The organism is Rhodococcus sp. IEGM 1408 (assembly GCF_033142235.1).
GTDB lineage: Bacteria > Actinomycetota > Actinomycetes > Mycobacteriales > Mycobacteriaceae > Dietzia.
Window position 1 is genome coordinate 1 of record NZ_JAWLRW010000010.1, and the last position, 24837, is coordinate 24837.

A 24837-nucleotide genomic window follows, 5' to 3' on the forward strand; every position below is an offset into this window, starting at 1 on the left:
CCCTCTTAGGCGGACCGCCACACCTTCGTCAGCCAGAACGTCGGCCCCGAAACCCCACCACTCCACGGGACTTACCCTCCTCCGGCGCGGATGCGAAACATCTCCGAGGAGTCCATCGATACAGCAAATGTCGTAGTTTGTGAAGAATTCTGAACTTTCGCGCGGTAATCTGCAACGGCAGGGTCGGCCTGTCCGACACCCGAGGTTGCCACCACCCTGAGGCGTGAGGAAGGGTTGCCGTGCCTCTTACACGTCCGGCGCGCCGAACGAGTACGCGCACTGATCCGGTGGTGGTCGATGTCCTCGTGCCCGAGCCTGTGGCCGGAGAGCACTCGGTCCGTGAGCCCGCCCTCGTCCGCGCCCGGGCCTTCAGGGCCGCCGAGTGGGCGGTTGTCGTGTCCGCTGCGCTCACCGTCGGAACGGCTCCGATCGAGGGCAGCCTGATGGCGGTACACCCGCAGGCCGTCAAGATCCCGGCCGTCCTGCTCGTGGGGTCTTGGCTCGTCCTCAGGTTCTGGTTCCGGACACGGGGCAACTTCCACCCCGTCCACGTCCTTCTCACGGCGCTCGCCACGACGGTACTGGCCAGTACAGCGCTCCACCTGTCCGGGCAGTTCGCGCTCCAGTACGCGATCCGATGGGTTCCCTTTCTCGTGACCGCCGCGATCTTGGTCGACGTCGCCTCCCGGGAGATCAAGGTGCGGCTGATCCTCGCCGCGTCGGTCGTGGGAGCTGTCCTCGCCGGAAGCGGTGGCCTGTTCAGCGTCATCGTGTCGGGCGAGCGCCGGGCGACGGGTCCGCTGGAGGACCCGAACGACCTCGCGTATGTGCTCGTCGCCGCCCTTCCACTGGTCGTCGCACTGGAGCTGGGCGGCCGGTGGTGGAACGTCGCACGGGTCGTGCTCGTCGGGGTGCTCGCGTTGGGGGCTGCGGCGACGTTCTCGCGAGGCGGGGCGATGGCCGCTGCGGTTGCCGTCATCTGGCTGATCGCCCGGGGAGCGATCTCTCTGCGTACGCTCCTCACCGCGGCCGCAGGGGTGCTCGTGGCGGCGGTGACGGTGGCCGCCTTCGCTGCGTCCACGCTGGTCGCGGCACTAGGAGAAAAGCAGTACATCGCCGGCTCGAACGTCGACTCCAGGCTTATCCGATGGCAGGCCGCGGCACGGTTGCTGGGCGAGAACCCTGTACTCGGCGTGGGGCCGGGCGGCTTCCGCGAACACTATGCCGCCGCCTCTGGTCTCGCCGAGATCGCGGAACAGACCCCGGTGACCCACAACATGTACCTCGAGGTCGGAGCTGAACTCGGGACTCTCGGCCTCCTGCTGTTCGTCGGTGTGATCTTCACCGCGTTGGTCTCCACCGAACTCGCCCTGCGCGCGGGTGCCGATCATCGAACGGTGGTCGCGATCCAGGCGAGCCTGCTCGCCGTCATCGTCGCCTCGGTATTCCTGTCCCAGCAGTACTACATGTCCCTCTGGTCAATGGTCGCCGCAGCATGCGCCCTGCACCTGCGCCACCCCACTCAGGCGGGAGGTTGAGAGGATGCGGATACTGCACTGCATCAACGAGATGGGCATCGGCGGGGCCGAATCACTGGTCGTCGAACTCGTGGACAGGGGCGCGGACTTCGGCTGGACCTCCGGGGTCGCATCGTCCGGTGGAGAGCGAGCGGACGGACTGAGGACTCGCGGCCATCCACAGTTCACCGTCCCCCTGGTCACCCGGTCCCTCCAGTCGGTTCTCCGCTCCCGACGGGCGGTCCGGGCCGTTCTCGAGGAATTCCGGCCGGATGCGGTGATCACTCACAACGTCCTGACGAGCGTGGTCGTCCGTCTCGCGCGTCCACGTGTGCCGGTCCTCGCCGTGTTCCATGGTGTCAGAGAGGACGACTATCGGCTCGCAGCGCGTGCGCTGCAGTACAGCGCCGACGCGGTGGTGGCCGTTGCCGAGGTCATCGCGGATCGTCTCAGCGCGGCTGGGGGCGGCCGACCGGAACCACGGGTGATCCGCAACGCGGTGACCCCGGTTGACGGCGCGGACCGCGACGCCGCCCGCTTCCGGCTCGGGATTCCGCCGGACCAGCCCGTGGCCCTCTGCCTGGCCCGTCTCGAAGCGCAGAAGCGACACGATGTGCTGATCGACGCGTGGCGGATCCTCGACACGAACGCCCTGCTCCTCATCGCTGGTGACGGTTCGCTGCGGGCCGAGCTGCAGGAGCGCGCCGCTGATCTGGGCGACCGCGTCCGTTTCCTCGGCACTCGATCTGATGTACCGGATCTCCTCGCGGCCACCGACATCACAGTTCTGACGAGCGACTGGGAGGGCCTGCCCATCTCGGTGCTCGAGTCCCTCGCTGCAGGGCGTCCCGTCGTCGCGTCGGACGTCGACGGACTCCGCGAGGTGCTGGGAGCCGGAGGTGGTCGTCTGGTTCCACCGGACGACCCGCAGCAGGCTGCGTCGGCACTACGCGAGCTGCTCGTCGACGCCGCGGCGCGCGATCGGGCCGCCGAGCGTGGACTCGCCACGATCGCGGAATCGTACGCCCCCCACGACATGATGCGTTCCTACGACGACCTGCTGAGGTCCCTGATCACCCGAAGGAAGCCCCGATGAACCGATTCACGAAACACTGGCTGACCAGGCGGGTATTGGCAGCGGTCGTGACCGCTGTCATCGTCTTCGGCGCGGTCGCCGCCGGCCTGTTACTCCGTCCGGAGGCATATGACGCCCGGATCGGCTTGCTGGCCGTTCCCCGGACGACCCCGGCGTCAGCGGAGAGACCAGACTTCGGAGTGGTGGTCGCCAACTCTCTACCGGCGCTGGTCGAGGTCGCCCACAGCGCCTCGGCGATCTCCTCCGCAGCGGCCCGGGTGCCGGATGCGCCTGACGACCCGAGCGCGATCACCGACGGCGTGACGCTCGAGCTCGTTCCCGCGTCCGGGTTGGCGCGACTCACTGTGCGCTCAGGCGATCCCGACGTCGCCGCCGGTCTCGCGAACGAACTCGCGGGTGAGCTCGTGCAGGCGAATCTGCTCTCTCCGGCGGCGACTCTCCGGGTGCTCGACCCTGTACCGACCGTGCAGCAGGCCTCGCCGGACCTACTTCTGGCGGTCGGCCTCGCCCTCACCGCCGGGGTGGTCGCCGGGGCTGCGGCACTCGGTGCGGCGGTTCTCTGGTGGCCTCACCCGACACGTCGAATTCGTCGCCTTCTCGGGGAGGCCGGTGTGGGCCACGCCGTCGCCGTGATCAGCGACGACGGTTCCGGCGAGGCCCTGGAGACGCTGCGTCTGTTGCAGGAGACCGCGGGCAGACCCCTGCGACTCGTCGTGTCTGAGCCGCAGCTCGTCGATGCGGCGGCACGGATCTCGGACGCCCTTGATCTCACACCAGTGCCGGTCGCCGACGAACGCCGGATCGCCGTCGGAATCGTCACCCACATCGCCGCGACCCCAGGGTCCCTTCGGGCAGCCGTCGGCACCCTCCCGGACCCCCACGAGGTCGTCGCCGTCATCCTCTCCGACGGCAGGGCGGGGGACGAATCCTCCGGAGAGTCCCGAACCGGTGCGGACCGGAATGCGGAGAGTGATCCCAGTCCCGAGTTCACCCGAGTCCCCGCGACCCACCACCCCGAGTCCGACAGCCGCCCGCCGGCGGACCGCCCGGCCGCCGGACGTCACGCGACTGGAACGACCGACGCCGAACGGCCCCCTGACGGGAGCCGGCCTGTCGCGGGCCCGCCGCCCGGCGATCCGCCGGAGGACGACCCCGTCCCGGGGGAAGCGGCCCCCACTTCCGCCGCCCGTTGAGGGGCCACCATGCCTCAGACAACCGCCCCCGCGGACTCGCTCGGCACCCGGGCCGCCAGGGGTTCACTCTGGCTGGGGCTGGTCAACCTCGCCAGTAAGGGCAGCCAGATGGCGGTCACCCTCGTCCTCGCGATCTTCCTCACGGAGGCCGACCTCGGGCTCGTCACCGTCGCCGTCTCCCTGGTCAACATCGGTCAGGTCATCCAGACGATGGGCGTCTACGACGTCGTAGCCCGGACCCGCGGCGACGAGAACGCGATGGCGGGCACCGTCCTCGTCATGTCCGTGTCGGCCGGGTTGGTCATGGCGGTCGGCGGTGTCGCGCTGTGCGTGCCGCTCGCGCACCTCCTCGGCGCGCCCGGCGCTGCCCCGCTGATCGCCATCGTGGCGGTAGGTCTCCCGTTCACCGCGGTGGGTGGGGTGCAGATGGCGATCATGCACCGCAATCTCGACTTCCGCCGGCGGATGCTCCCGGACGCCGGCAGCGCCCTCGCGGGCGCGGTCGTCACCGTGGGACTGGCGGCAGCGGGAGCGGGTTCGTACTCACTGGCCGTCGGGATGCTCGTCACTGCGATCCTGCAACCACTGTTCGGTTACGCGGTCGGCAGTCGCGTACGGCTCCGTTGGGACTCCGCCGTGGCCGGCGAGGCGATCGGCTGGATCAAGCTGGTCGGTCCGGCCGCTGTCGTGTCGTACGTACTCATCAACATCGACTATCTGATCATCTCCAGGGTCCTCGGTCCGGATGCCGTCGGCATCTACTCGCTGGCGTTCAGGATCGCCTGGGTGCCTTACATCATGGTGGCCGTCGTACTCGGAGCGGTCGCCTTCCCCGTCTACACCACACTCATCCGCGCCGCCCGGCACCACGAGCTAAGTGCCGCTGCCGGCCAGTTCACCCATGCGACACTGCTCGTCGTCGGCGGTCTGTACGTGATCGCCGCTCTGATCGCCGACAGCATCGTCCTCCTCGGCGAGCACTGGGCGGCGTCGGTGCCGGTATTGATCGTGTTGTGCGGCTATGGCCTGATCGTGAGCGTCCTGGTGATCTGGTACGAGGTGCTACGAGCGGCCGACTGGCTCCGCGTGTACCTGCTGCTCGAGATCTCACACCTGGTCGTTGTCTCGACCCTCCTGGTGGCACTCGTCGGGCGGGGCGTGGTTGCGGCGGCCTGGGCCCAGGTGATCGCCGCGAGCGCGCTGCTCCTGCCCACCTACCTCGTGATGCGTCGGGCCGGGGTGGCGCCGGGCATTGTCGCGATCGGACGCGGTGTACTCGGTCTGGCGATTCCCGTGATCGGGTGCCTCGCGGCCGACGCGGGGCTGCGAGCCGCGGGACTGGGACAGACCGTCACCTGGGCGGGCACCGTGGTCGAGGCGGTCGTACTGGTCGTGGTGTTCTGCGTTCTCACGTGGGCGGCGAACCGCGCCGTCTTGAGAGATCTCCGCGCGCTCCGTCGCGGCGAGTCGGCCCGCGAGGGAGCGGACAATCAACGAGCGGCGGGCGGATCTGCGAGGCGGTCGAGATGACCAGCAACCCACAGGAGGACCGGGTGCAGAGGATGACGACGAGCCGCCCGACGGTGCTGCACGTCTCGCAGCCGGTGGACGGCGGGGTCGCAGCCGTCGTCGACACCCTCGCCACAGACCAGGCGGCCCGGGGTTGGGACGTGCACGTCGCCACCGGGGACGCCGGTCGCTTGCCCGACAGCCTGTCCGGCAGCGAAGTGTCCCTGCACCGCTGGGGCGCGACTCGGTCCCCCGGCCCGTCCACACCGAGGGAGATCCGGAGACTGGCAGCTCTCATCGGAATGATCCGTCCCGACGTGATCCACCTACACAGTTCCAAGGCGGGATTTGCCGGGCGCCTGGCCGTCCGGGGTAGGACACCCACCCTCTTCCAACCCCACCTCTGGTCCTTTCAGGCCGACGCCGGGGCCGCCGCCCGGCCGGCTCTGCTCTGGGAGCGGTTCGCCGCCCGGTGGGCAGACGTCATCGTGTGTGTCAGCGCCGATGAGCGCGATCACGGCAGTCGGGCGCGGATCCGTGGGCGTCTCGTCGTCATCCCCAACGGCGTCGACACGGACCGTATTCGTCCCGGTGACCGGGACCTCGCGGGGCGCGAACTGGGGCTGCCGGCCGGACCACTCGCGGTGTGTGTGGCACGACTGTCCCCGCTCAAGGGACACGACTTCCTACTGCGCGCCTGGCCCGCGGTGCTCCGAGAGGTGCCCGGCGCGCGACTCGCGATCGTCGGGGACGGGCCGCTGCGTGATCAACTGCTCGCAGACCATCCGATCGCCTCAGATCCCTCCGTCCTCTGGGTGGGTAGCAGCACGACCCCGACTCGCTACATGTGCGCCGCCCACGTGGTCGTCACGCCGTCCCGAGCCGAGGGGATGGCGCTGGTACCCCTTGAGGCCATGGCCAGCGGTCGGTCGCTCGTGGCGTTCGCCGGAGGCGGGATGCGCGAGAGTATCGGCGACGCGGGCACCGTACTCGAAGTCGGCGACACCGCAGGGCTGGCCCGAGAGATCGCCGCCCGCCTGACTGACGGTGAACTCACGGCACGGGAAGGGCGACTGGGTAGGGAGCGCGCGGTGTCATCGTTCGACTCGCGCCGGGTCGCCGACGACATGGCCGCTCTCGTAACCGAACTGGTCGGTCGACGGTGACCCGCGGTCCGCGGCTGATGAGGAGAGGACAGCCATGGCACGCATCGCCTATCTGTTGACGCAGGACCGAGGGGGGCCGGTCGACGTCACCACCCGACTCGCCCTCGCGGTCGCCGATCTCGGTGGCCACACTGTCGGCATCTTCGGTCCCCCACCCGCCCGCGGCGGCGACTCCGTCCGCGACGTCCACCACCCGATCGACGTACACCGCAAGGGCGACCTCATGGCGCGGGGGCGGGCCAGGGAGGCGCTGCGCCGCTGGCGGCCTACGATCGTGCACGCCCAGGATCGACGCGCCGGACTGGTCGTCGCGGGGATGCAGTGGCTCCCGGGCGGGCCCCGCGCCGTGCTGCAGACCTACCATGGCGTACCGGATGATGTAACGGAGCCGTGGTTCCGTGGCGTGCGTGGCGCCGACGGGCCTTCCCGCTATACGCGAATGGTCCTGGCGGGAGACGCCGCGGTAGCCGCCGCGTCGACCCGCACGGTCGTCCCAGCCACCGCGATGGGGGATTTCCTCCACCGGCGTCTGCGGATACCCGCCGGTCGGATCGTCCATCTGGACAACGGGGTCGTTCTTCCCGAGTCGACGCCTCCGGTCGGGCCGGTGAAGCGTCTGCTGTTCGTCGGGCTGCTCGTCGAGCGAAAGGGATTGGTCGATCTGCTCACCGCGCTACAGCATCCGGGTGTGCTCAGGGACGGGGTGACGCTGACGGTCGTCGGTGACGGCCCGGCCAGGCCCGCGGCCGAGCGTCTCGCCGCGAGTCCGACCCTGGCGGGTCGCGTTGAGTTCCTGGGATTTCGAACCGATGTGCCCGACCTCCTCGCCGCTCACGACGCGCTCGTCCTGCCATCCCGTATGGAACAGCAGCCCCTGGTGGTGGCCGAGGCGATGGGCGCCGGTAAGCCCGTTCTCGCCACCGACACGGGGGGTGTCGCCGAGATGCTCGATGTGCCCGGGCACCAGTACCTCGCCCGGCCGGGCGACGTCGAATCGATCGCGGTCGCGCTCGGCAGACTGCTCGCCGATCCCGAGCCCGGGCGCCTCGGGCGGGCGCTGGCAAGCCGGGCACGACGTCTGTACTCGGTCGAGCGCTCCGCGGCAGCCCACCTGGAGTTCTACGCGACGCTCACCTGATCACCACGAGGCTCTCGCCCGGATCGAGTCGGTCGTCGTCTACCCGGTCACGGAACTCTTCGGGCACGACCACCGGGGCGGTTCGGCCCGTCGGGTTGAGCGCGACCCATCCGCCGGTGAACGACCTGGTCCACACGCCGTCGCCCGAACGTCCGGGAGTCTCGACGGGTTGCCCGAGGCCGGCATCGAGCCAGGGGTTCGCGGGGAAGGACTGATAGGACGGGTCGCCCGTCGCCATCCAGCAGGTCCGCGGACCCGCCAGCAGGGCGGCGGCCGCGAATCCCGACTGCTGCTCCCGCTCTCCGGGCTCGTTCGTGATGAGCAGCAGCCACCGGTCCCCGGCCATCGCGGACGACAACAATTCGTCCCACTGGTCGCCGTTGAAGGTGAGGAGCGACCCGTCGTCGGCCGGCCTCGCGAAATACTCCTCCATGCCCCCGCCGTAGAGGCTGTGAGAGTGCCACAGGCCATCGAACTTCCGCGAGTCAGGGATGTTCGGCACGAGCAGTTTCCCGGAGTCGTTGAGTGCTTCGCCGGCCAGGGTGACCAACTCGTCGACGCCGGTGCGGATACGCTCGTCGGTCTGCGCCCTCGAGGATGTGCCTTCGAGCACCGCGTCCGAGTAGTACGACAGTGTTGTGAGCGCATTGTCAGCGAGAACCCCGTCCCAGCCCTCGGATGTGACCTCCGCGACCACGGCGTCGGCCCAGGCGCGTTGGTACTTCTTGTCCCAGACCGTCATCTGCCAGTGCTGGGGAAAGGGGTCCCACTCGATCCGGCGGCCCGAGGAGTCGCGGGCAAACCATTCGGGGTTCTCCGCCTCTGTGCGGGCGAAGCCCAGGCCAGTCGGGATCTTGTCGGCATCTCTGCCCGCGTCGAAGGCGCCGCTGTAACTCCGGGTGCTCGACAGGTCCTTGTAGACGAGGGCGACGACGCCCGGGTCAGCGGCCTTGAGTTCGCGCATCCGCTCGGTCTCCCAGGCGTTGAAAACCACCACGTCGTGGTTTGCCCGCATCTCCGAGTCGGTGGGAGAGTTGCCGATCCCGTACCAGAAACTGCATACGGATCGGCCGGTGCCGTCCACGGTCAACGCCGCCGACTTCACCTCGGGGTAGGCTCGGTCTGCCGCCTCCGGCATCGCCGCGTCCTGGTCGTTCCCTGTCGCACACGCGGAGGAGATGACCAGAACAGGGGCCAGGACCGCGGCGACCGTCGAGACGAGTCGTCGGCGGGTGGCCGATCGGCGTGGTCGTCCGCCGCCCGGCGACGGCGAACGGGCGGCGCCCCGTGGCGGTGCACCCTGGTCGTACGGGATCTGTCTGGAGTCAGTGGGGTACCCGCTGATGTGTGACATGACTGTCCTCCTTGAGTCGACGTGGAGAAGCGTGTCGGCGAATCGCCGGGGCCACGGGCCGTCCGCGGAGAAGTCCTTCGACCGAGCGGGCCGCGAGGGCATCTCCGTACGGCCCGAGTGCGGCGGTGGCAGCATCGATCGTGAGTTCTATGTCCTCGGAGTCGTGCGCTGCCGACGTGACGAATGATTGTCCGAGCACTCCCCGGGCGATGAGTTCCTGCAGGAAGAGGGTGCGGAACGCCTGCGACGGCACACCATCGGCGTTGCGAGTGGCAAACACCAGGCACGAGGGACGGCCGATGACCTGCACGTGATCGGCGAGTCCGGCAGCTCGTGCGGCGGAGTTCACGCCGTCGGCAAGGGCGCGCCCGGCGGATTCCATCGCGCCGACGGGATCGGATGCCCTGTACACCGCGGCGACTGCGCGGAAAGCGGCCAGGCCGACACGCTCGGGGCCCTGCGTCGTCGACAGTAGGAAGACCCGTTCGCGGTCTGTGTTCAGTCCCCCGAGTTCCATGAACTCCCGCCGACCGGCGAGCGCGGCGACTGCGTAGCCGTTCCCCATTCCCTTACCCCACGTCGAGAGGTCGGGGGTCACCCCGTATACCCCCTGTGCGCCGTGTTCCGACCAACGGAACCCGGTGATCATCTCGTCGAACACGAGCAGAACCTCGTGGCGCGTGCACAGCTCGCGCACGCCTTCGAGGAAGCCGGGGATGGGCTCAGCCTGGCCGGTTGCCGCTTCCAGGAAGACGCACGCCGTGTCTCCGTCGACCAGGATCTCCTCCAACGAGTGGAGGTCGTTGTACCGGAACCGTCGTATCGGGTTGGTGGCCGCCGCGGGGATGCCCGCGGCCATGTCGGTGGTTCCTATGAACCAGTCGTCCACCGAGAAGAAGGGCTGGTCCGCGACGGCCACCCCGAGGCGGCCGGTGACCGCGCGGGCGAGTCGCACCGCTGCGGTGGTGACGTCCGAGCCGTTCTTGGCGAACTTGACCATGTCGGCGCCGGGGACCAGATCGAGGAAGTCTCTGGCCGCGTCGAATTCGAGTTGGGTTGGTCGGGAGAAGTTGACCCCGTCGGCGATCGCTGCTCTGACGGCGTCGTCGACCGGCGCGAACGCGTGCCCGAGCGTCACCGAACGCAAACCCATGCCGTATTCGACGTACTCGTTGCCGTCGACGTCCCACACCCGCGCGCCGCGTCCCCGGGACAGCACCGGGGCCATGGCGTCCGGGTACTGGTCGGAACCACGGGCGTAGGTATGGGCTCCCCCCGGGATCAGCCGGTGGAGCTCGTCCTGAAGCGCGTTCGAGCGGTCGAAGACGCCGACGCGGGCGGTGGTCACGAAAGGACCGGGAAGCGACGCATCGCGTCGTCGATCACACCGGTCTCCTGCAGTTGCCGGAGCTGGGTGAGCCGGGTGAACCGGGAGAAGAACTCGTCGTCCGTGAGTCCCGATGCGACGTAGGCGCGGTGCAGTTCGGCGGCGCCTTCGGCGATCCCCCACCTGGCCTCGAAACCCAGGTCGCGGCGGATCGCACTGAAGTCGACGCGATACGACCGGGGATCGGAGCCCGTCTCCCCCGTGATCGCGAGCGTGGCGCCGGGAACTTCATCGACCACGGACCGCGCGATCTGGGCCACCGTGACGTTGTTCGCCTCGCTCCCCACATTGTATGCGGCTCGACTGACCACGGCGGCCGGTGCGTCCAGGCAGGCCAGGAAGGCATCGGCGATGTCCCGGATGTGCACCAGCGGCCTCCACGGGGTGCCGTCGGACAGGACTTTCACCTCGCCGGTGAAGACCGCGTAGCCCACCAGATTGTTGAGCACGATGTCGGCACGGAGGCGAGGCGAGAAGCCGAAGGCGGTCGCATTGCGCAGGAACACGGGCACGAACGAGGCGTCGGCGAGGGCGGCGACGTCCTCCTCCACTCGGACTTTGCTCTCCGCGTACGGCGTGAGCGGCCGGAGGGATGCGGACTCGGTCACGAGTTCGTCGCCGGCTGCCCCGTACACCGAACACGTCGACGCGTACAGGAATCGTCCGACCCCGGCGTCCTTGGCGGCGCGGGCGAGGCGAACCGACGCGTGATGGTTGATGTCGTGGGTGATCCCCGGGGCGACGGCTCCCAGTGGGTCGTTCGACAACGCCGCGAGATGGACCACCGCGTCGAACCCGACGAGATCATCGACGGTGACGTCTCGCAGGTCGGTGGCGATGGTCGGGGGATCCACCGGGGGCGGGCCCATCACACAACCGGCGAAGTAGCCGATATCGAGGCCGATCACCTCGTGACCCGCGGCGGCGAAGACCTTCGCCATCACTGTTCCGATGTATCCCTGACTGCCGGTGATCAGGACACGCATGTCAGCTCCTTGGTGAACGTGAGGGTCGCCTTCTCGAGAATGAACGCCTCGGCGTGCGGGGCCCGGCACTGCACGCCACGGAGCCTGGACAACGCCACGAACGAGTCGCCGTCGCCGAACCAGTCATGGGCATGCTGCGAGGGGTAGTGCTCGAGCAGAATTCTTCGTTTATGTTCGGCGGTGTCCGGCCCGAACGGGAGGAACACGGAGGGTGCGGGGGTATCCGTCTCCCACTTCAGGATCTCGTAACCGAGGATCAGGTGGTCTCGGAATTCCGTGGGTGCCACCTCGGCGAGTAGTCGATGATCCTGGTGGGCGTCGCTTCGGTTCGGGGCGAACACGACGTCTGGATCGGCTGTGCGGGCGAACAACGCGACAGCGTCTTTGACCTTGTCCCAGTCTGCGGGCAGGCGTCCGTCGCGGAAATCCAGGACGGTGATCTCGAGATCCGCGCCGGGCAGGAGGGCAGAGAGCGCAGCCCTCTCCTCGTCCTCACGCGGCGTGCCCGCACCGGTGAGCACGAGCGCACGGACCCGCAGGTCGGGTACGGCCGCGCACAACTCGAACAGGGTTCCGCCCATGCCGATCGCGATGTCGTCGCAGTGGGCGCCGATGACCACGACCTCACGGACAGAAGCGAGGAGAGGAATCACCGGGCACTGCTCTCGAGTGAGTCCCCGAGGGACGTCGGCGGCACCAGCGCGGCATGTTGGCGCCGCTCTCTGAGCGACGGCTCGTGCTCGGCTGCCCACACCATCCACGGGTGGGTGCCCTTGTTGTAGGCCTCGTCGAGTTCCGCCCTCTCCTTGAACGTATCGGCGGGCTTCCAGAAACCGAGGTGCTGGTAGGCGAACAGCTGCCCTGTGCCGGCCAGGGATCCACAGACGTCGGCAACGAGGTCACCGTCCGGTGGCAGAAGATCGAAGATCGATTGGGAGAGCACGAAGTAACCAGCGTTCTCCCAGATCGGGAACTCGCCCACCGGGGTGATCCCGGTGACGTAACTGCCCTCCCCGAGCTGCACGCAGTGGAAGGACGACTGCGGCGGAACGACCATCATCGACGCTCTGGCCTGCGAATCGTGGAACTTGTCCACGATGTCGTCCAGTGGGGCGTCGGTGAGCACATCGGCGTAGTTCGCGAGGAAGAACTCGTCGCCACCCAGGTGAGAGCGCACGCGGCGGAGGCGTTCCCCGATGGGTGACTCCAGTCCCGTGTCCACGAACGTTATCTTCCAGTCCCCGATATCGGAGGCGAGCAGGTCGACCTCACCTCCGGAGAGCACGAAGTCATTGGATTCGGTCTCGGAATAGTTGAGGAAGAACTCCTTGATGTACCTGGCACCGTAACCCAGGCACAGGATGAACTCGGTGTGCCCGTAGTGGGCGTAGTAACGCATCACGTGCCACAACAGGGGACGGTGACCCACCAGTTGCATCGGCTTGGGCAGACCTTCGCCGACGTCATTGCGCATCCGCATGCCATAGCCGCCGCAGAACAGAACAACCTTCATCGATTTACTCCGTCTAGAGAGTGGATGACGTCGAGGGCGCTCGCGGGGTTCCGATGAGGTTCCACGATGTCGAGGGTGGGTAGCGGGAAGACGAGTCGTCCGCCCCAGTCGCCGACGTAGCGGAGCTGGTCGACCAGTTCGGTACGGAGATTCCACGGGAGCACCACGACGACGTCGGGCTGGTCCTCGGCGATCCGTTCGGGTGGGTGGATGGGGATGCGTGTGCCGGGCGTGTAGCGACCGTGCTTGTACGGATTTCGGTCGACGATGTATTCGATGAGGTCGGATCGGATTCCGCTGTAGTTGAGCAACGTGTTGCCCTTGCCGGGGGCGCCGTAGGCGACGACCCGGGCGCCGGCCGCTTGCTGTTCCAGCAGAAACCCCAGGAGTTCGCGGCGGACCTCGTCCGCGGTGGACTGGAGTCGGCGATAACCGGAGGGATCGTGCAAGCCCGCTTCCGCCTCGAGGTCGAGGACCTGTCGTACCGACGGGCCGGGTGTCCGCCCCGCCTCCGAGGGGCTCGCCCAGAGTCGGATCGATCCCCCGTGCGTCGGCAGCATCTCCACGTCGTACAGGTCCAGACCGGCCGTCGCCAGGGCTCGCCGAGCGGCGAGGACGGTGTAGTACTGGAAGTGCTCGTGGTAGACGGTGTCGAACTGCGCGGACGCGACCAGATGCAGCGCGTGGTGGACTTCGATACTGAGGTGGCCGTCGTCGGCGAGCAGAATCCGTAGGCCCTCGGTGAATCCGAGCAGATCGGGGATGTGGGCGTAGACGTTGTTCGCCACGACCAGGTCGGCAGGGCCGTGCTCCTCGCGGAGACGCCGAGCCGAGACCGGATCGAGGAACTCGGTGACGGTGGGAACCCCGCGGTCGCGGGCGGCGTCTCCGACGTTCGCCGAGGGTTCGATCCCCAGGCAACGGATGCCGGCGTCGACGACGTGCTGCAGCAGGTAGCCGTCGTTACTGGCGACCTCGACGACGAAGGAGTCCCGCCCGAGGGCTAGTCGGTCGACCGCCTCCTCGACGAAGGTCCTGGCGTGCGCCACCCAGCTGTCGGAGAACGACGAGTAGTAGGCGTAGTCGGTGAAGGTGTCCTCTGGTGTGATCAGCGCTGGGATCTGCAGCAGGAAGCAATCCGGGCATAACCGCACGTGAAGCGGATAGGTGACCTCGGGCTCGTCGAGCTGAGTAGCCGTGAGGAACTTCTCGCACGGTGGCGTGGCACCCAGATCGAGGACGCTCACGAGATCGGATTGCCCACAAAGACGACACTGCATGGTCTCTCCCCCCGGAGAATGCGATCGGGCACTCTTAGCGGCCCCCCGATTTGTATGTCGGAATGCACATAAGCGTATATTGAGATATTCGGAATTGGAAGAGTGCCGGAGGATCAGGATTCGTCTACGCAGCATCGAATTCCAGTCCGCAGCCCTCGGACGTCGCGTTCTCCGGTCCGATCCCGACCCGGGTCAGTCCACCGGGTCGACGACCCAACGGCCGGCCAGCTCCGGCAACGTCCGCTCCAACTCGAGCAGGAGATCCGGGACGGTCAGAAGGACGGCGTCAGGCGCGGAGGCGACGAGTGTCGCAGGGGAGACGATCGGGATGTCTGTCCCGGGCATGCGGCGGCCGTGTTTGCCCGGCGAGGCGTCAGCGACCGAGACGAGCAGGTCCCGTGTGATGCCCGCCCGGGCGAGGAGTGCGACCGCCCGCGACGCCGCGCCGTAGGCGGCGACCGTGTGTCCCCGCCGACGACTGTCCTCCAGCCATTGCCGCAGTCTCGTGGCGTTGGCGTCGGCCGCGTGCTGGAGCGCAGACGTGCCCGCCACCGTGTGGAGGCCGCGTCGATGTTCTTCTGCCAGGATCTCCTGGACCCGCTCTGGTTCGACGGCACCCGGGTCCGCGGTCGCCGCGACGAGGTAGGTGCCGCCGTACAGGTCGAAACTCCACAGGTCGCTCATCGTCAGTCCACATCCGCGGAGAAGCGAGCGCAACGCCGTCATCGAGTAGTACGCGAAGTGCCCGTGGCGAAGGGCGTTCCACTGCCCCTGATCGACGATCGTGGCGAGAGAGTGGAACTGCAGGAGCAGAACGCCTCCCGGGGCGAGCGCGTCACGCCGGTCGGCGAAGGCCGCGCGTTGGTCCGGGGAGTGCATGATCCCGAAGCAGTCGACGACCACATCCGCCGGCTTCTCGTCCACGGGCTGCAGACCACGGGCTCCGAGATGGCCCAGCCAGGACCCGCCGTGCGGACTCCCGAACTCACGGACGGTCGATCGACCCTCGAACCAACCCGCGGTGGACACCCTGTCCACGGCGTCGACGGCCTGGTCGATCAGCGCGAGCGGTTCCACGCCGCGGGGTTCCTCGGTCACCGTGTCGTCCTCCGCCAACTGGGCCAATGCACACGACGGGCAGAGGGCCATCGCAAGCGGATGGGTCGGGTCGTCGACGGGAGAGTCGGCCGGGGGGAAGAAATCGGCGGCGGGCTGGCGCCCGAGGTCGAGGATCGTGTCCAATCGTTCGCTCCCGCATCCACGACAAGGCATGGTGGTCCTCCTCCGACTGGGGCACGATGTGGGATGTGCGCGTTGAAACTACCGAACTGCCCGACGTCCTCGTCCTCCTTCCGGAACCATTCACAGACGAGCGCGGATTCTTCACCCGCACCTTCGACGCGGAGATTTTCGACGCCGCCGTCGGCAGACGAGGAGCGTCCGCCGAATTCCAGCAGGACTCGCAGTCACGGTCTCGGAATGGGACGATCCGCGGGATGCACGGCCGCAGTGGCCGTGGTGAGGCGAAGTTGGTTCGGTGCGCGCGGGGCGCAGTCCTGGACGTCCTCGTCGACATCCGACCCGGATCCGCCGGTTTCGGGAAGTCGATCGCGGTCACTCTGGACGATGAGACCTTCCGGCATCTGTACGTCCCGCCAGGGTTCCTCCACGGTTTCCAAGCGCTCACCGAGTACGCGGACGTGTGCTATCGGATCGACCGGCCGCATGATTCGACCGAGGACATCGCGGTCGCCCATGACGACCCCGACCTGGGTCTGGAGTGGCCGCTTCCGGTGGGTCCGATCTCGGAGCGAGACCGATCGGCCCCCTCGTGGAGGGAACTCCTCGACCGCCTCGACACGTCCCACGGCCGCACCAGCTGAGCAGGTCCGGAGCTGAGCAGGTCCGGAGCTGAGCGGGACCGGGGAGCCTCATCGGAACGGGAGCAACAATGAGCGCCCGCCCGTCAGTTCTCGCTCCCGCGGGCGACGTCGTAGCGCCGCAGGGCCTCGAGGCGCTCCTCGGCATGGTCGACGATGCGCTCGGGGTATCCGTTGCGGTACCCGTCGGGCGACCGCCATGGTTCGTGGGCCGCTGCGCCGGGCAGGTGGGCCAACTCGGGCACCCACCGGCGCACGTACTCCCCGGCCGGGTCGAATCTGAGTCCCTGGGTGACCGGGTTGAACACCCGGAACCAGGGCGAGGCGTCCGTCCCGGTACCGGCCACCCACTGCCAACCGTGGTTGTTGGAGGCGATGTCGCCGTCGATGAGGTGGTCCAGGAAGTGCCGGGCCCCGACCGGCCACCACACGTGGAGGTCCTTGACCAGGAAGCTCGCGGTGATCATCCGGACGCGGTTGTGCATCCACCCCTCGGCCAGCAGCTGTCTCATCCCGGCGTCCACCACGGGGTACCCGGTCAGCCCCTGTTTCCATGCCTCCACGAGTTCTCCCGCCTCCGGGCCCTCGTCGTAGGCCATGCCCGCGAGCGCGTCGCGGAGATCCCGCCAGGCGGACCGGGGCCAGTGCCAGAGGATGTCCGCGTAGAACTCCCGCCACGCCAGCTCGGTGACGAACCGACGGGCGCTCTCGCCGCCGGCGGCCGGGTGTTCGGCCAACTCGGCGAGGATCGTCCGCGGGTGGATCTCGCCGTACTTCAGATGCACCGACAGGCGGCTGGTGGTGTCGAGGTCCGGCCGGTCCCGCTGCTCGGCGTAGCCGTCCAAGTCCTCGTCGAGGAAGGCCCGCCAGCGCGCGAGGGCCGCCCGCTCCCCCGCCTCCACGGCCTTCACAGCGCCGCGAGCTGCGCCGCGACCCGCCGTGCTCCGGGATCCGGGGCCGGCCGGGTCGGCGGAGTGGTGGCCGGTCGCCCACGCGATCTCGCCGGGACGCTCACCGGGCCGCGGCCACCCGTGCTCGTGCCAGGCCCGGGAGAAGGGGGTGAAGACCTTGTAGGGCTCGCCGGTGCGATTTCGCACCCGCCCCGGTCCGACGGCGTAGGGCGATCCGGTCTCCACCAGCTCTCGGCCGTCCCGCTCGAGCCGTGCCCGCACCCGCTGGTCCCGCCGACGCCCGTAGGGGGTGGATTCGCGGGTCACGTGGATCTCGCGGGCGTCCGCCTCCGCGGCCAGGTCGGCGATCACCTCGGCGGGGTCGCCGGTCCGGACGACGAGCGCCCCACCGGTGTCCGCGGACAGTGCGGCGAGTGACGCCGCGAGCCGTTGCACGCGCGCGCCACCGTCACCGATCAACACCGGATCCCAGACAAAGACCGGCAGCACCTCGTCCGAGGACCCGATGGCGGCCAGGAGCGCGGGGTGGTCGGACAGTCGCAGGTCGCGGCGGAACCACAGGATCGAGATGCTCATCGGCCCGCCGTCCCGGGAGAGGACTCGCGGAACGACGCGGGTCCGGGTGAGGTGTCCAACGCGGGGAACTGGGGTACGACGTGCTCGGCCAGCTCCTCGACCACCTCGCGGATCGGCCTGCGCGAGGCCCCGACGCCCAGCAGCACGTGGTTGGCGCCGATGTCCCGCAGGTCCCCGAGGTGCTCGACCAGACGCCGGCGGCCGATCCGGAACCCGAAGTCGATCGGCGAGGCCGCCTCGTCCGGATCGTCGGAGAGGTCGATCTGGAGCGACTGCGCGAAGGGTTTGAACACCTCGTCGTCGTCGCTGGTCTCCCTCACCAGTTCCCGCCACCGCGCGGCGGTCCGTCGCTGCGCGTCGAAGTCCCGCGGGTAGGTCATCCACCCGTGGCCGTGCTCGGCGAGGAACCCGATGCTCTGCTGGCACGAGCCGGTCATGATCAGCGGCACCGACGACGCCGTGGGCTTGGGCACCACGTCGGCGCTGTGCATCCAGCCGCCGGACCAGCGGATCCCGCGCATCTCGGTGGTGAGCGCGTGGGTCATCACCGCCAGGTTCTCGCGGAAGGCCTCCCCCCGCGCCCCCTGCTCCAGACCGAAGGCGCGGAACTCCTCCGGCCGGTCGCCGGAGGCCACCCCCAGCAGGAACCGGCCGCCGGTCAGCCGGTCGAGGCTGGCCGCCGACTTGGCCACGTGCAGCGGGTGGCGGACGGGCAGGACCACGGCCGCCGTCCCGAGCGCGATCCGGCTGGTGTGCGCGGCCACGTGGGTCAGGAAGATCCACGGGTCGTAGACCTGGCCGACGTCGCCGAAGGACGGGACCCGCAGCGGGATGTCACGGGCGTAGAGGGCGGCGAACCCACCCGACTCCGCGGCGCGGGCGATCTCGACCTGGTGGCCGATGTCCGACACCGCGTCCTCGTCGCCACGGGTGACCAGTGGGAAGCCCAACCCCAGGGTCAGCCGTCCCTCGCCGTACGTGCGGCTGAAGGCCGGGAGCCGCCGGGGATCAGCATCGGAGAGCGTGCACGGCGAGCCGGTCATGCCCTCCACCTTCGCACGACCCGGGAGGTGCCGCCCGGGGACTGCTGCCCGGCGACCGCTCCTCCCGGTCCGACCGGCGCGGACGCTCCAGTAAAGTCCCGTTGATCAACCGCGTGAGAGGCCGCAGATGTGACCACGACCCTCCTGGCCGCCGAAGCCTCCCCGACCGAGCTGGTCTCGCTGTTTTGGATCGTCCTGGCGGTCTGGGTGGCGCCGCTGCTGGCCGGGCTCACCCGCTCGCACGTCCCGGGTGTGGTGCTGCTGTTGTCCGGCGGGATGCTCATCGGCCCCTCCGGGCTGAACCTCGCGGTGGAAGACGGCGGGGTCATCTTGTTGTCCGAGATCGGGCTGGGGATGCTCTTCCTCCTGGCCGGGTTCGAACTCGAGGTCTCCTCGATGACCGGGCGCAGCGGGCGGCGGGCGGCCGGGACCTGGGTGGCGAGCCTGATCCTGGCGGCCGGGGTGGGGTGGCTGGTCTCGGGACGCTGGGAGACCGCCGTCGCGATCGGGTTGCTGCTCACGTCCACGGCCGTCGGCACCCTCCTGCCCATCCTCAAGGGCGCCGGTCACGACAGCACGCCGGTGGGTCGAGCGGTCCTCACCCACGGGGCGGTCGGTGAGCTGGGTCCGATCCTGGTGATGGCGGTGTTGCTGGGCACCCGCAGCATCGGATCCTCGATCGCGGCGGTCGGGCTGTTCCTGGTGGCCGCCCTCGTGATCCTGGTGGTGCCCGCCCACCTGCTCCACATCCCCGCGCTCGGGCGGATGCTCCTGCGGGGCACCACCTCCACCGGCCAGCTGGCCATGCGAACGGTGATGCTCCTCCTGGCCTCGATGATGGTCGTGGCCACGGTGTTCGGCCTGGACGTGGTGCTCGGTGCGTTCGCCGCCGGCATGATCCTGCGACGGTTGGTCGACTCCCTCGGGGTGGGCCTGCGGGACACGGGCACGGGCCCCGACCGGGACCTCGCGACGCTGCTCCTGCACCAGCTGGAGACCGTCGGCTACACCCTGTTCATCCCGGCGTTCTTCGTGGTGTCGGGTATGGGGATCGACCTGGGCGCCGTGGCGCGGTCACCCTGGCTCCTGGTGGCGGCGGTGACGTGCATGTTCGTCATCCGGGGAGGCGGGGTGTGGCTGGCCGAGACCGTCCTGCACGCGAGTCCGGGACTGTCCGGTCCACGGGAGCGGGCGCGGGTGGGCCTCTACGCCGCCACCGGCCTCCCGATCATCGTGGCGGTCACCGAGGTCGCCGTGAACAACCACCTGATGACCAGCGAGATCTCGTCGGTCCTCGTGGCCGCGGGGGCCGTCACCGTCCTGCTCTTCCCGCTCCTGGCCGAGCTGGTCCGGACCGTCGCCCCGACCCGGTGGCAGGGCGCGCCGGCCGGGCGGGACGACCGGCCGGGAGCGCCGCGCGACCCACTAGGGTCGGAGCGAGAACACCACTACGACGACGACGAGGCGGGGAACTGATGAAGCTCAGCATCATCGGCGGGTCCCAGGGCACAGGGGCCCTGCTGGCGGAACTGGCACGCGACGCCGGACACGAGGTGACAGTCGTCTCGCGCAGTGGCACCGCGCCCGCCGGCGTCCGGACGGTCGTCGGGAGTGCCACCGACCCGGCGGTCGCCCGCGAGGCCGTGACGGGAGCCGACGCGATCGTCATCACGGTGGGCGGGGCCAAGGGGGTCCGGCGCCAGCGCGCGGAGGTCACGCGCTCGGTCGTGGCGGCCATGACCGAAACCGGGGCCCGACGACTCGTGGTCCAGTCCTCGCTCGGCGCCGGCGACTCGGGCACGCAGATGCCCTTGCCGTTGCGGCTGGTGATGAAGGTCCTACTGGCCGCTCCGCTCGCCGACCACAACGCTCAGGAGTCGGTCGTGGCGACCTCGGGCCTGGACTGGACGGTGGTCCGGCCCACCGGTCTGACCGCCAGGCCGGGGACGGGCAGCTGGCGCGTCCACGAGGTCGGTGACGGGGGCAAGCTGGGCGGGACCATTCCGCGAGCGGATCTGGCGGCCTACCTGCTCGAGGTGCTCTCCGACGACGCGCTGGTCGGCAGGGCCGTCGGCATCAGCAGCTGAGGCCGGTAGGCCAGGAGGACGCCGGCGCCCACTGCCCCCAGCCCGCCCGCGGCCATGTCGCCGATCGTGTCGCCCGGGGTCACAAAGATCTCCTCGGTGAGGTAGGCGTAGCCGAACCACTCGATCATCTCCCACAGCGCGCCCAGCGCCAGACCCACGCCGGCGGTCACCACGACCGCCCCCACGGCGGAGAACCCGGGCGCGGACGGAGCGGACACGATCCCGCGATGAGCGAGCAGGAGGTAGGTCACGGCCGCCAGAGCGCCCGCGCACACGAAGTGGACCACGAGGTCCCACCACCAGACCTGCGTATACAGGTCGTAGACGTTGCTCCAGGCCGCCACGAGCAGCGTGACGGACACCGCGCAGTCCGCCCACGGCCGCATGCCGAGGAAGCGCGGGAGCATCAGACCGGGCAGGGTGAACGCGACGATGGCCGCGTCGGTCAGGCCGTACAGCATCAGGGCGACCGGGACCCCGAGGGTGCCGAGGAGCCGGAGGGCGTCCGCCGCCCTCCCGCCACCGGTCACCGCGGGCCGGAGGAAGTTGTCGATCACCTCTCAGCACCTTTCTCGTCCAGGCCCATCACGGCGTGTACCGGCAGGTGATCCGATGCCCACCCGCCGCCGCACCGGAGCGGGTTGACCGCCGCACGGGAGACCTTAAACGATGACGTGACAAGTATCCAGTCGATCCTGCGCCCGTTTCTCCGCGGCGCCCGGTAGTTGGCGTAGGTGCCCCATTCCTCGCTCACCCGGCTCCGCGCACCGTGCCAGCTGTCCGCGAGTATCCCGCCCGACCCCAGCTCGCGGACCACCGGGCTCGCGGGTCCGGCGTTGAGATCTCCGGTGACGACGGCGGGTAGCCCACTCGCGTCCACCAGGTCGAGGATCGCGCGCGCCGACCTCAGTCGGGAGCGCGCGGAGAGCGGGTCGAGGTGGGTGTTGACCACGAGGAACCGCCGGGCGGTCACACGGTCGCGGAAGGTCGCGGACACCACGACGCGGGGGAAGACGTTCCCCCACGAGACCGATCCCGGACGGGAGGGGTGATCGGAGAGCGCCGCCTGATCCCACCCGAGCAGCTCGAGCCTGCTCGAGTCGTAGAAGATCGGCGACGCCTCCCCTCCCCCGGCGACGCTCCTGCCCCGGCCGACGTAGCGGTACCGCGCGCCGAGCGCGCGGCGCATCGCCTCGGCCTGCTCTGCCACCACCTCCTGCGCACCCAGCACAGTGGGCAGTTCTGTTCCGAGGAGCGCCCGCACCCTGGGAGCACGGACATCCCACCGGTCGGCCGTACGCGTCAGCACCGCAGGCACCGGCCGGCGGACGTTCCAGCTCATCACGTGGAGGTCCGGGCCGGTGGCCGGTCCGACGAGTGGCCCGGCCGCCCGGCTCGACGACGTGTCCGAGAGGGCGTGGGGGTCGGCGTGGGGGTCGGCGTGGGGGTCGGCGTGGGGGTCGTGCCTTGCCATGGACCCCACTGTATTCCTCCTGAGACTGTCGTCCTCCCGAGCGAGGGCTGGCCTGCACCTACGGCCGTTCACCGCCTGACGACCAGGTACCGCCATTGACGAGGCTCCCGCGCCCGGGGTGGGAGGATGGCGCCTGTGCCCATGCCCTCTCCCCTGCCCGTCAAGGACGGGGTCGGCCCGACGAGGCTGCGCGTGCCGGCGACCGGGCCGTGGGCGACCATCGCCGAGTTCGTGGTCGAGCGGTTCGATCACCTGGACCCGGCCGACCTGTACCGCCGGTTCGACGCCGGTGACTTCGTCGGCGTCGACGCCGCGGCGATCGACTCGCACACGGCACTGGGAACGCACGAGTTCCTCTGGTACCACCGCGAACTGCCCGCGGAGCGACCCCTGCCGTTTCATGAGCAGATCCTGTACGCCGACGACCACCTCGTGGTGATCGACAAACCGCACTTCCTCCCCACCACCCCGACGGGGAGGTTCCTGAGAGAATCCGCGCTGGTCCGTCTGCGCGTCCGGCTGGACAACCCCGACCTGTCGCCGATCCACCGCCTGGACCGCGCCACGGCCGGGCTGGTGATGTTCTCGGCCCGACCCGCCACGCGGGGGGCGTATCAGTCGCTGTTCGAGAGGCGTGAGGTGGCCAAGGCCTACGAGGCGGTCTCCCCGCGGCCGCCGGAGTGGGATCCGCGGGTCCGGGAGCTCGCCGGGCGGCCGGTCCCCCTGGTCCACCGCGACCACCTCGAGAGGCTGCGTGGGGACCTGCGGGTCGCGGTCCGACCGGAGCGCGACCCGAACTCCCAGACCCTCGTCGACGTTCTGGGAGCCGGGACGAGCGCCTCCGGACGCGAGGTGCTGCACACGCTCCTGCGCCCCCACACCGGCCGGCTGCACCAGTTGCGCGTGCATCTGTCGGCGCTCGGGATCCCGATCCTGGGCGACCGCCGGTACCCGGAACTCCTCCCCGAGGTGCCGGACGACCCCGCCCTCCCGCTGCAGTTGCTGGCCCGGGAACTCGTGTTCACCGACCCGCTGACCGGGGAGCCGCGCCGCTTCCTCACCCGTCGGGCGTTGTCCGAGGCTCCCCTCGTCACCCGCCGGACGTCGTCCGGGGCGCCCGCGCCCGGTGACGCCAGAAGCTCAGGTGGATGACGCCGCTGGGAGAGGTTGTGGCCTCGATCCGGAACCGTTGATCGAGTCCTTCCAATCGGTCCCACAACCGTTCGCCCCTGCCCAGGAGGATGGGGACGACGACGAGGTGCATCTCATCGATGAGATCGGCCTCGAGGAACTGGCGGATGGTGCTGGCGCCCCCGCCGATGCGTACGTCCAGGCCGCCTGCCAGGTCGCGCGCGTAGTCGAGCGCGGCGGCCGGGTCGGCGTCCAGGAAGTGGAACGAGTTTCCGCCCGCCATCTGCAGGGTCGGCCGCGGGTGATGGGTGAGGACGACCACCGGGGTGTGGAAGGGCGGGTTGTCCCCCCACCAGCCGCGCCACTCCTCGTCCGCCCACGGGCCGCGGGACGGCGCGAACTTGTTGCGCCCCATGATCTCCACGCCGATGCCCGTGTTCCAGCGGCTCGCAAAGGCTTCGTCGACCCCCACCGAGGCCTGCTGCTCCCCGTGGAAGCCCATGTCCTGGAACGTCCGCGTCGGCAGCGCCCACTCGAGCAGGCGGTGCCCGGCGTGGCCGAAGGGTTCCTCGAGGCACTGGCCGTCGCCGGTGCCGAACCCGTCGAGTGAGACGGAGAAGTTGTGGACCCGCACGAGCTGGTCGCGGGGACCCGCCGGGACGTCCGCAGCCGAGAGGTCGGTGGCCGCGAGTTCGGTGGCGGCGAGTGCGGTGACGTAGGCCGCCAGGTGGGCCAGGGTCTGCTCACCGCCCTCCACCGCGTGGTACTCCTCCACCGCCCGGTCGCGGAGCTCCCGCGTGGGGAACACCGTGCGGAAGTCGATGCGGGTCCCGGCGCCCTCGGGTTCGAAGACCAGGACCGACTCGAACGCGTCGGGATCATCGGGGGACTCGCCGTGCAGCAGTGCGATCCGCTCCGCCGGGACGATGTCACGCCAGGTGATCCATTCCCGGTAGTCGGTGCCGTCCGGGCCGTGCATCACGAAGTCCCACACCCCGCCCACTCGGAACTCGAAGGACCGGGTGGTGGTGGTGAATCCCTCCGGGCCCCACCACCGCGAGAGGTGCGCCACCTCGGTGAACGCCCGGAACACCAGTTCGCGCGGCGCGTCGATGTACCTGGAGATCCTGACCTCGCGGTCCGCGGTCGGTGACCCGCTGGGGTCGAGTCCGTTCTCACTCATGACCTACTCCTCCTGCTCGGCCCGCGCCAACTCGTGGACGTAGGCATCCAACTTGTCAAAGCCCTCGTTCCAGAACCGCTCGAATCCGCCGACCCACTCGTGGACCGGTCGGAGCCCGCCGGCGTCGAGGTCGTAGAGGCGCCGCCTGCCGTCGCGGCGATCGCGGACGAGCCCGACCTCGCGGAGCACACGCAGGTGTTTGGATGCTCCCGGCTGGGTCATCCCCAGCTCGCGCGCCACGTCGGTCGCCGGCCGCTCGCCCGCCCGCAGCAGCACCAGGATCTGTCGACGCTGGGGTTCGGCGATCGCGTTGAAGACGTCCGAGGTGGTTGCAGCCCGTGCCATGGGGACGATCATATTCCCATACGGGAAAGTGTCAATGGGTCGACGACGACCATCGTGCCGCGCTCCGC

23 protein-coding genes are annotated in these 24837 nt (G+C 69.5%); 10 read left to right on the forward strand and 13 right to left on the reverse strand.

The window, feature by feature from the left end:
* The first annotated feature begins 287 nt into the window (after window positions 1-287).
* The 6 genes from R4P08_RS14945 to R4P08_RS14970 are packed head-to-tail and all read left to right on the forward strand — an operon-like array spanning window position 288 to window position 7619.
* The gene (locus R4P08_RS14945; RefSeq protein ID WP_317814692.1) at window positions 288-1538 is read left to right on the forward strand and encodes an O-antigen ligase family protein; all 1251 of its coding nucleotides are present in this window, start codon (window positions 288-290) and stop codon (window positions 1536-1538) included.
* Between the two features lie 4 nt (window positions 1539-1542).
* On the forward strand, window positions 1543-2613 hold the full coding sequence (locus R4P08_RS14950) for a glycosyltransferase (protein WP_317814693.1): 1071 nt from the start codon (window positions 1543-1545) through the stop codon (window positions 2611-2613).
* Complete coding sequence (locus R4P08_RS14955) at window positions 2610-3806, forward strand: hypothetical protein (RefSeq protein WP_317814694.1); 1197 nt, start codon at window positions 2610-2612, stop codon at window positions 3804-3806. The genes R4P08_RS14950 and R4P08_RS14955 overlap by 4 nt, the downstream gene beginning before the upstream one ends.
* A 9-nt stretch (window positions 3807-3815) precedes the next feature.
* On the forward strand, window positions 3816-5336 hold the full coding sequence (locus R4P08_RS14960; protein ID WP_317814695.1) for an oligosaccharide flippase family protein: 1521 nt from the start codon (window positions 3816-3818) through the stop codon (window positions 5334-5336).
* A complete protein-coding gene (locus R4P08_RS14965; protein WP_317814696.1) occupies window positions 5333-6481 on the forward strand; it encodes a glycosyltransferase family 4 protein in 1149 nt (382 codons plus the stop codon). The genes R4P08_RS14960 and R4P08_RS14965 overlap by 4 nt, the downstream gene beginning before the upstream one ends.
* 34 nt (window positions 6482-6515) lie before the next feature.
* Complete coding sequence (locus R4P08_RS14970) at window positions 6516-7619, forward strand: glycosyltransferase family 4 protein (protein ID WP_317814697.1); 1104 nt, start codon at window positions 6516-6518, stop codon at window positions 7617-7619.
* Here R4P08_RS14970 and R4P08_RS14975 read toward each other — a convergent pair.
* The 7 genes from R4P08_RS14975 to R4P08_RS15005 all read right to left on the reverse strand — a co-directional run bounded on the left by R4P08_RS14975 (window position 7612) and on the right by R4P08_RS15005 (window position 15411).
* Window positions 7612-8973 carry a putative glycoside hydrolase gene (locus R4P08_RS14975; RefSeq protein WP_317814698.1) on the reverse strand — a complete coding sequence of 454 codons (1362 nt, stop codon included), beginning with the start codon at window positions 8971-8973 and terminating at the stop codon, window positions 7612-7614. The two genes, R4P08_RS14970 and R4P08_RS14975, sit on opposite strands and share 8 nt — an antisense overlap.
* Complete coding sequence (locus tag R4P08_RS14980; RefSeq protein ID WP_317814699.1) at window positions 8945-10321, reverse strand: glutamate-1-semialdehyde 2,1-aminomutase; 1377 nt, start codon at window positions 10319-10321, stop codon at window positions 8945-8947. The genes R4P08_RS14975 and R4P08_RS14980 overlap by 29 nt, the downstream gene beginning before the upstream one ends.
* Window positions 10318-11346 (reverse strand): SDR family oxidoreductase, encoded by a 1029-nt coding sequence (locus R4P08_RS14985; RefSeq protein ID WP_317814700.1) that lies wholly within the window; start codon window positions 11344-11346, stop codon window positions 10318-10320. The genes R4P08_RS14980 and R4P08_RS14985 overlap by 4 nt, the downstream gene beginning before the upstream one ends.
* Entirely contained in the window at window positions 11334-11999 is a 666-nt protein-coding gene (locus R4P08_RS14990; protein ID WP_317814701.1) for a PIG-L deacetylase family protein, read from the reverse strand. Before R4P08_RS14990 ends, R4P08_RS14985 begins: the two co-directional genes overlap by 13 nt.
* A complete protein-coding gene (locus R4P08_RS14995; protein ID WP_317814702.1) occupies window positions 11996-12859 on the reverse strand; it encodes a glucose-1-phosphate cytidylyltransferase in 864 nt (287 codons plus the stop codon). The genes R4P08_RS14990 and R4P08_RS14995 overlap by 4 nt, the downstream gene beginning before the upstream one ends.
* Window positions 12856-14139: a class I SAM-dependent methyltransferase gene (locus R4P08_RS15000; protein ID WP_317814703.1), complete on the reverse strand. Its 1284-nt coding sequence runs from the start codon at window positions 14137-14139 to the stop codon at window positions 12856-12858. The genes R4P08_RS14995 and R4P08_RS15000 overlap by 4 nt, the downstream gene beginning before the upstream one ends.
* Window positions 14140-14331: 192 nt before the next feature.
* On the reverse strand, window positions 14332-15411 hold the full coding sequence (locus tag R4P08_RS15005; protein WP_317814704.1) for a class I SAM-dependent methyltransferase: 1080 nt from the start codon (window positions 15409-15411) through the stop codon (window positions 14332-14334).
* Between the two features lie 35 nt (window positions 15412-15446).
* On the opposite strand from R4P08_RS15005, the gene rfbC reads away from it, so the two are divergent.
* Window positions 15447-16022 carry a dTDP-4-dehydrorhamnose 3,5-epimerase gene (gene rfbC / locus R4P08_RS15010; protein ID WP_317814705.1) on the forward strand — a complete coding sequence of 192 codons (576 nt, stop codon included), beginning with the start codon at window positions 15447-15449 and terminating at the stop codon, window positions 16020-16022.
* A gap of 83 nt (window positions 16023-16105) precedes the next feature.
* Here the strand turns inward: rfbC and R4P08_RS15015 are convergent, their stop codons facing one another.
* Together R4P08_RS15015 and R4P08_RS15020 are read right to left on the reverse strand one after the other, a co-directional pair.
* Window positions 16106-17506: a deoxyribodipyrimidine photo-lyase gene (locus R4P08_RS15015; RefSeq protein ID WP_317814706.1), complete on the reverse strand. Its 1401-nt coding sequence runs from the start codon at window positions 17504-17506 to the stop codon at window positions 16106-16108.
* Window positions 17503-18549 carry an LLM class oxidoreductase gene (locus tag R4P08_RS15020; RefSeq protein ID WP_317814707.1) on the reverse strand — a complete coding sequence of 349 codons (1047 nt, stop codon included), beginning with the start codon at window positions 18547-18549 and terminating at the stop codon, window positions 17503-17505. The genes R4P08_RS15015 and R4P08_RS15020 overlap by 4 nt, the downstream gene beginning before the upstream one ends.
* Before the next feature lie 129 nt (window positions 18550-18678).
* Between R4P08_RS15020 and R4P08_RS15025 the strand changes: the two genes are divergently transcribed.
* Together R4P08_RS15025 and R4P08_RS15030 are read left to right on the forward strand one after the other, a co-directional pair.
* Window positions 18679-20025 carry a cation:proton antiporter gene (locus R4P08_RS15025; RefSeq protein WP_317814708.1) on the forward strand — a complete coding sequence of 449 codons (1347 nt, stop codon included), beginning with the start codon at window positions 18679-18681 and terminating at the stop codon, window positions 20023-20025.
* Window positions 20025-20636: an NAD(P)-dependent oxidoreductase gene (locus R4P08_RS15030; protein WP_317814709.1), complete on the forward strand. Its 612-nt coding sequence runs from the start codon at window positions 20025-20027 to the stop codon at window positions 20634-20636. The genes R4P08_RS15025 and R4P08_RS15030 overlap by 1 nt, the downstream gene beginning before the upstream one ends.
* Here R4P08_RS15030 and R4P08_RS15035 read toward each other — a convergent pair.
* Window positions 20573-21193 carry a hypothetical protein gene (locus R4P08_RS15035; RefSeq protein WP_317814710.1) on the reverse strand — a complete coding sequence of 207 codons (621 nt, stop codon included), beginning with the start codon at window positions 21191-21193 and terminating at the stop codon, window positions 20573-20575. The two genes, R4P08_RS15030 and R4P08_RS15035, sit on opposite strands and share 64 nt — an antisense overlap.
* A complete protein-coding gene (locus R4P08_RS15040) occupies window positions 21190-22110 on the reverse strand; it encodes an endonuclease/exonuclease/phosphatase family protein (RefSeq protein WP_317814711.1) in 921 nt (306 codons plus the stop codon). Before R4P08_RS15040 ends, R4P08_RS15035 begins: the two co-directional genes overlap by 4 nt.
* A 141-nt stretch (window positions 22111-22251) precedes the next feature.
* Between R4P08_RS15040 and R4P08_RS15045 the strand changes: the two genes are divergently transcribed.
* On the forward strand, window positions 22252-23262 hold the full coding sequence (locus R4P08_RS15045; RefSeq protein WP_317814712.1) for a pseudouridine synthase: 1011 nt from the start codon (window positions 22252-22254) through the stop codon (window positions 23260-23262).
* On the opposite strand, the gene R4P08_RS15050 is transcribed toward R4P08_RS15045, so the two are convergent.
* Together R4P08_RS15050 and R4P08_RS15055 are read right to left on the reverse strand one after the other, a co-directional pair.
* Window positions 23201-24424 carry an SRPBCC domain-containing protein gene (locus R4P08_RS15050; RefSeq protein WP_317814713.1) on the reverse strand — a complete coding sequence of 408 codons (1224 nt, stop codon included), beginning with the start codon at window positions 24422-24424 and terminating at the stop codon, window positions 23201-23203. The two genes, R4P08_RS15045 and R4P08_RS15050, sit on opposite strands and share 62 nt — an antisense overlap.
* A 3-nt stretch (window positions 24425-24427) precedes the next feature.
* Window positions 24428-24769: a metalloregulator ArsR/SmtB family transcription factor gene (locus R4P08_RS15055; protein ID WP_317814714.1), complete on the reverse strand. Its 342-nt coding sequence runs from the start codon at window positions 24767-24769 to the stop codon at window positions 24428-24430.
* Between the last annotated feature and the right edge of the window lie 68 nt (window positions 24770-24837).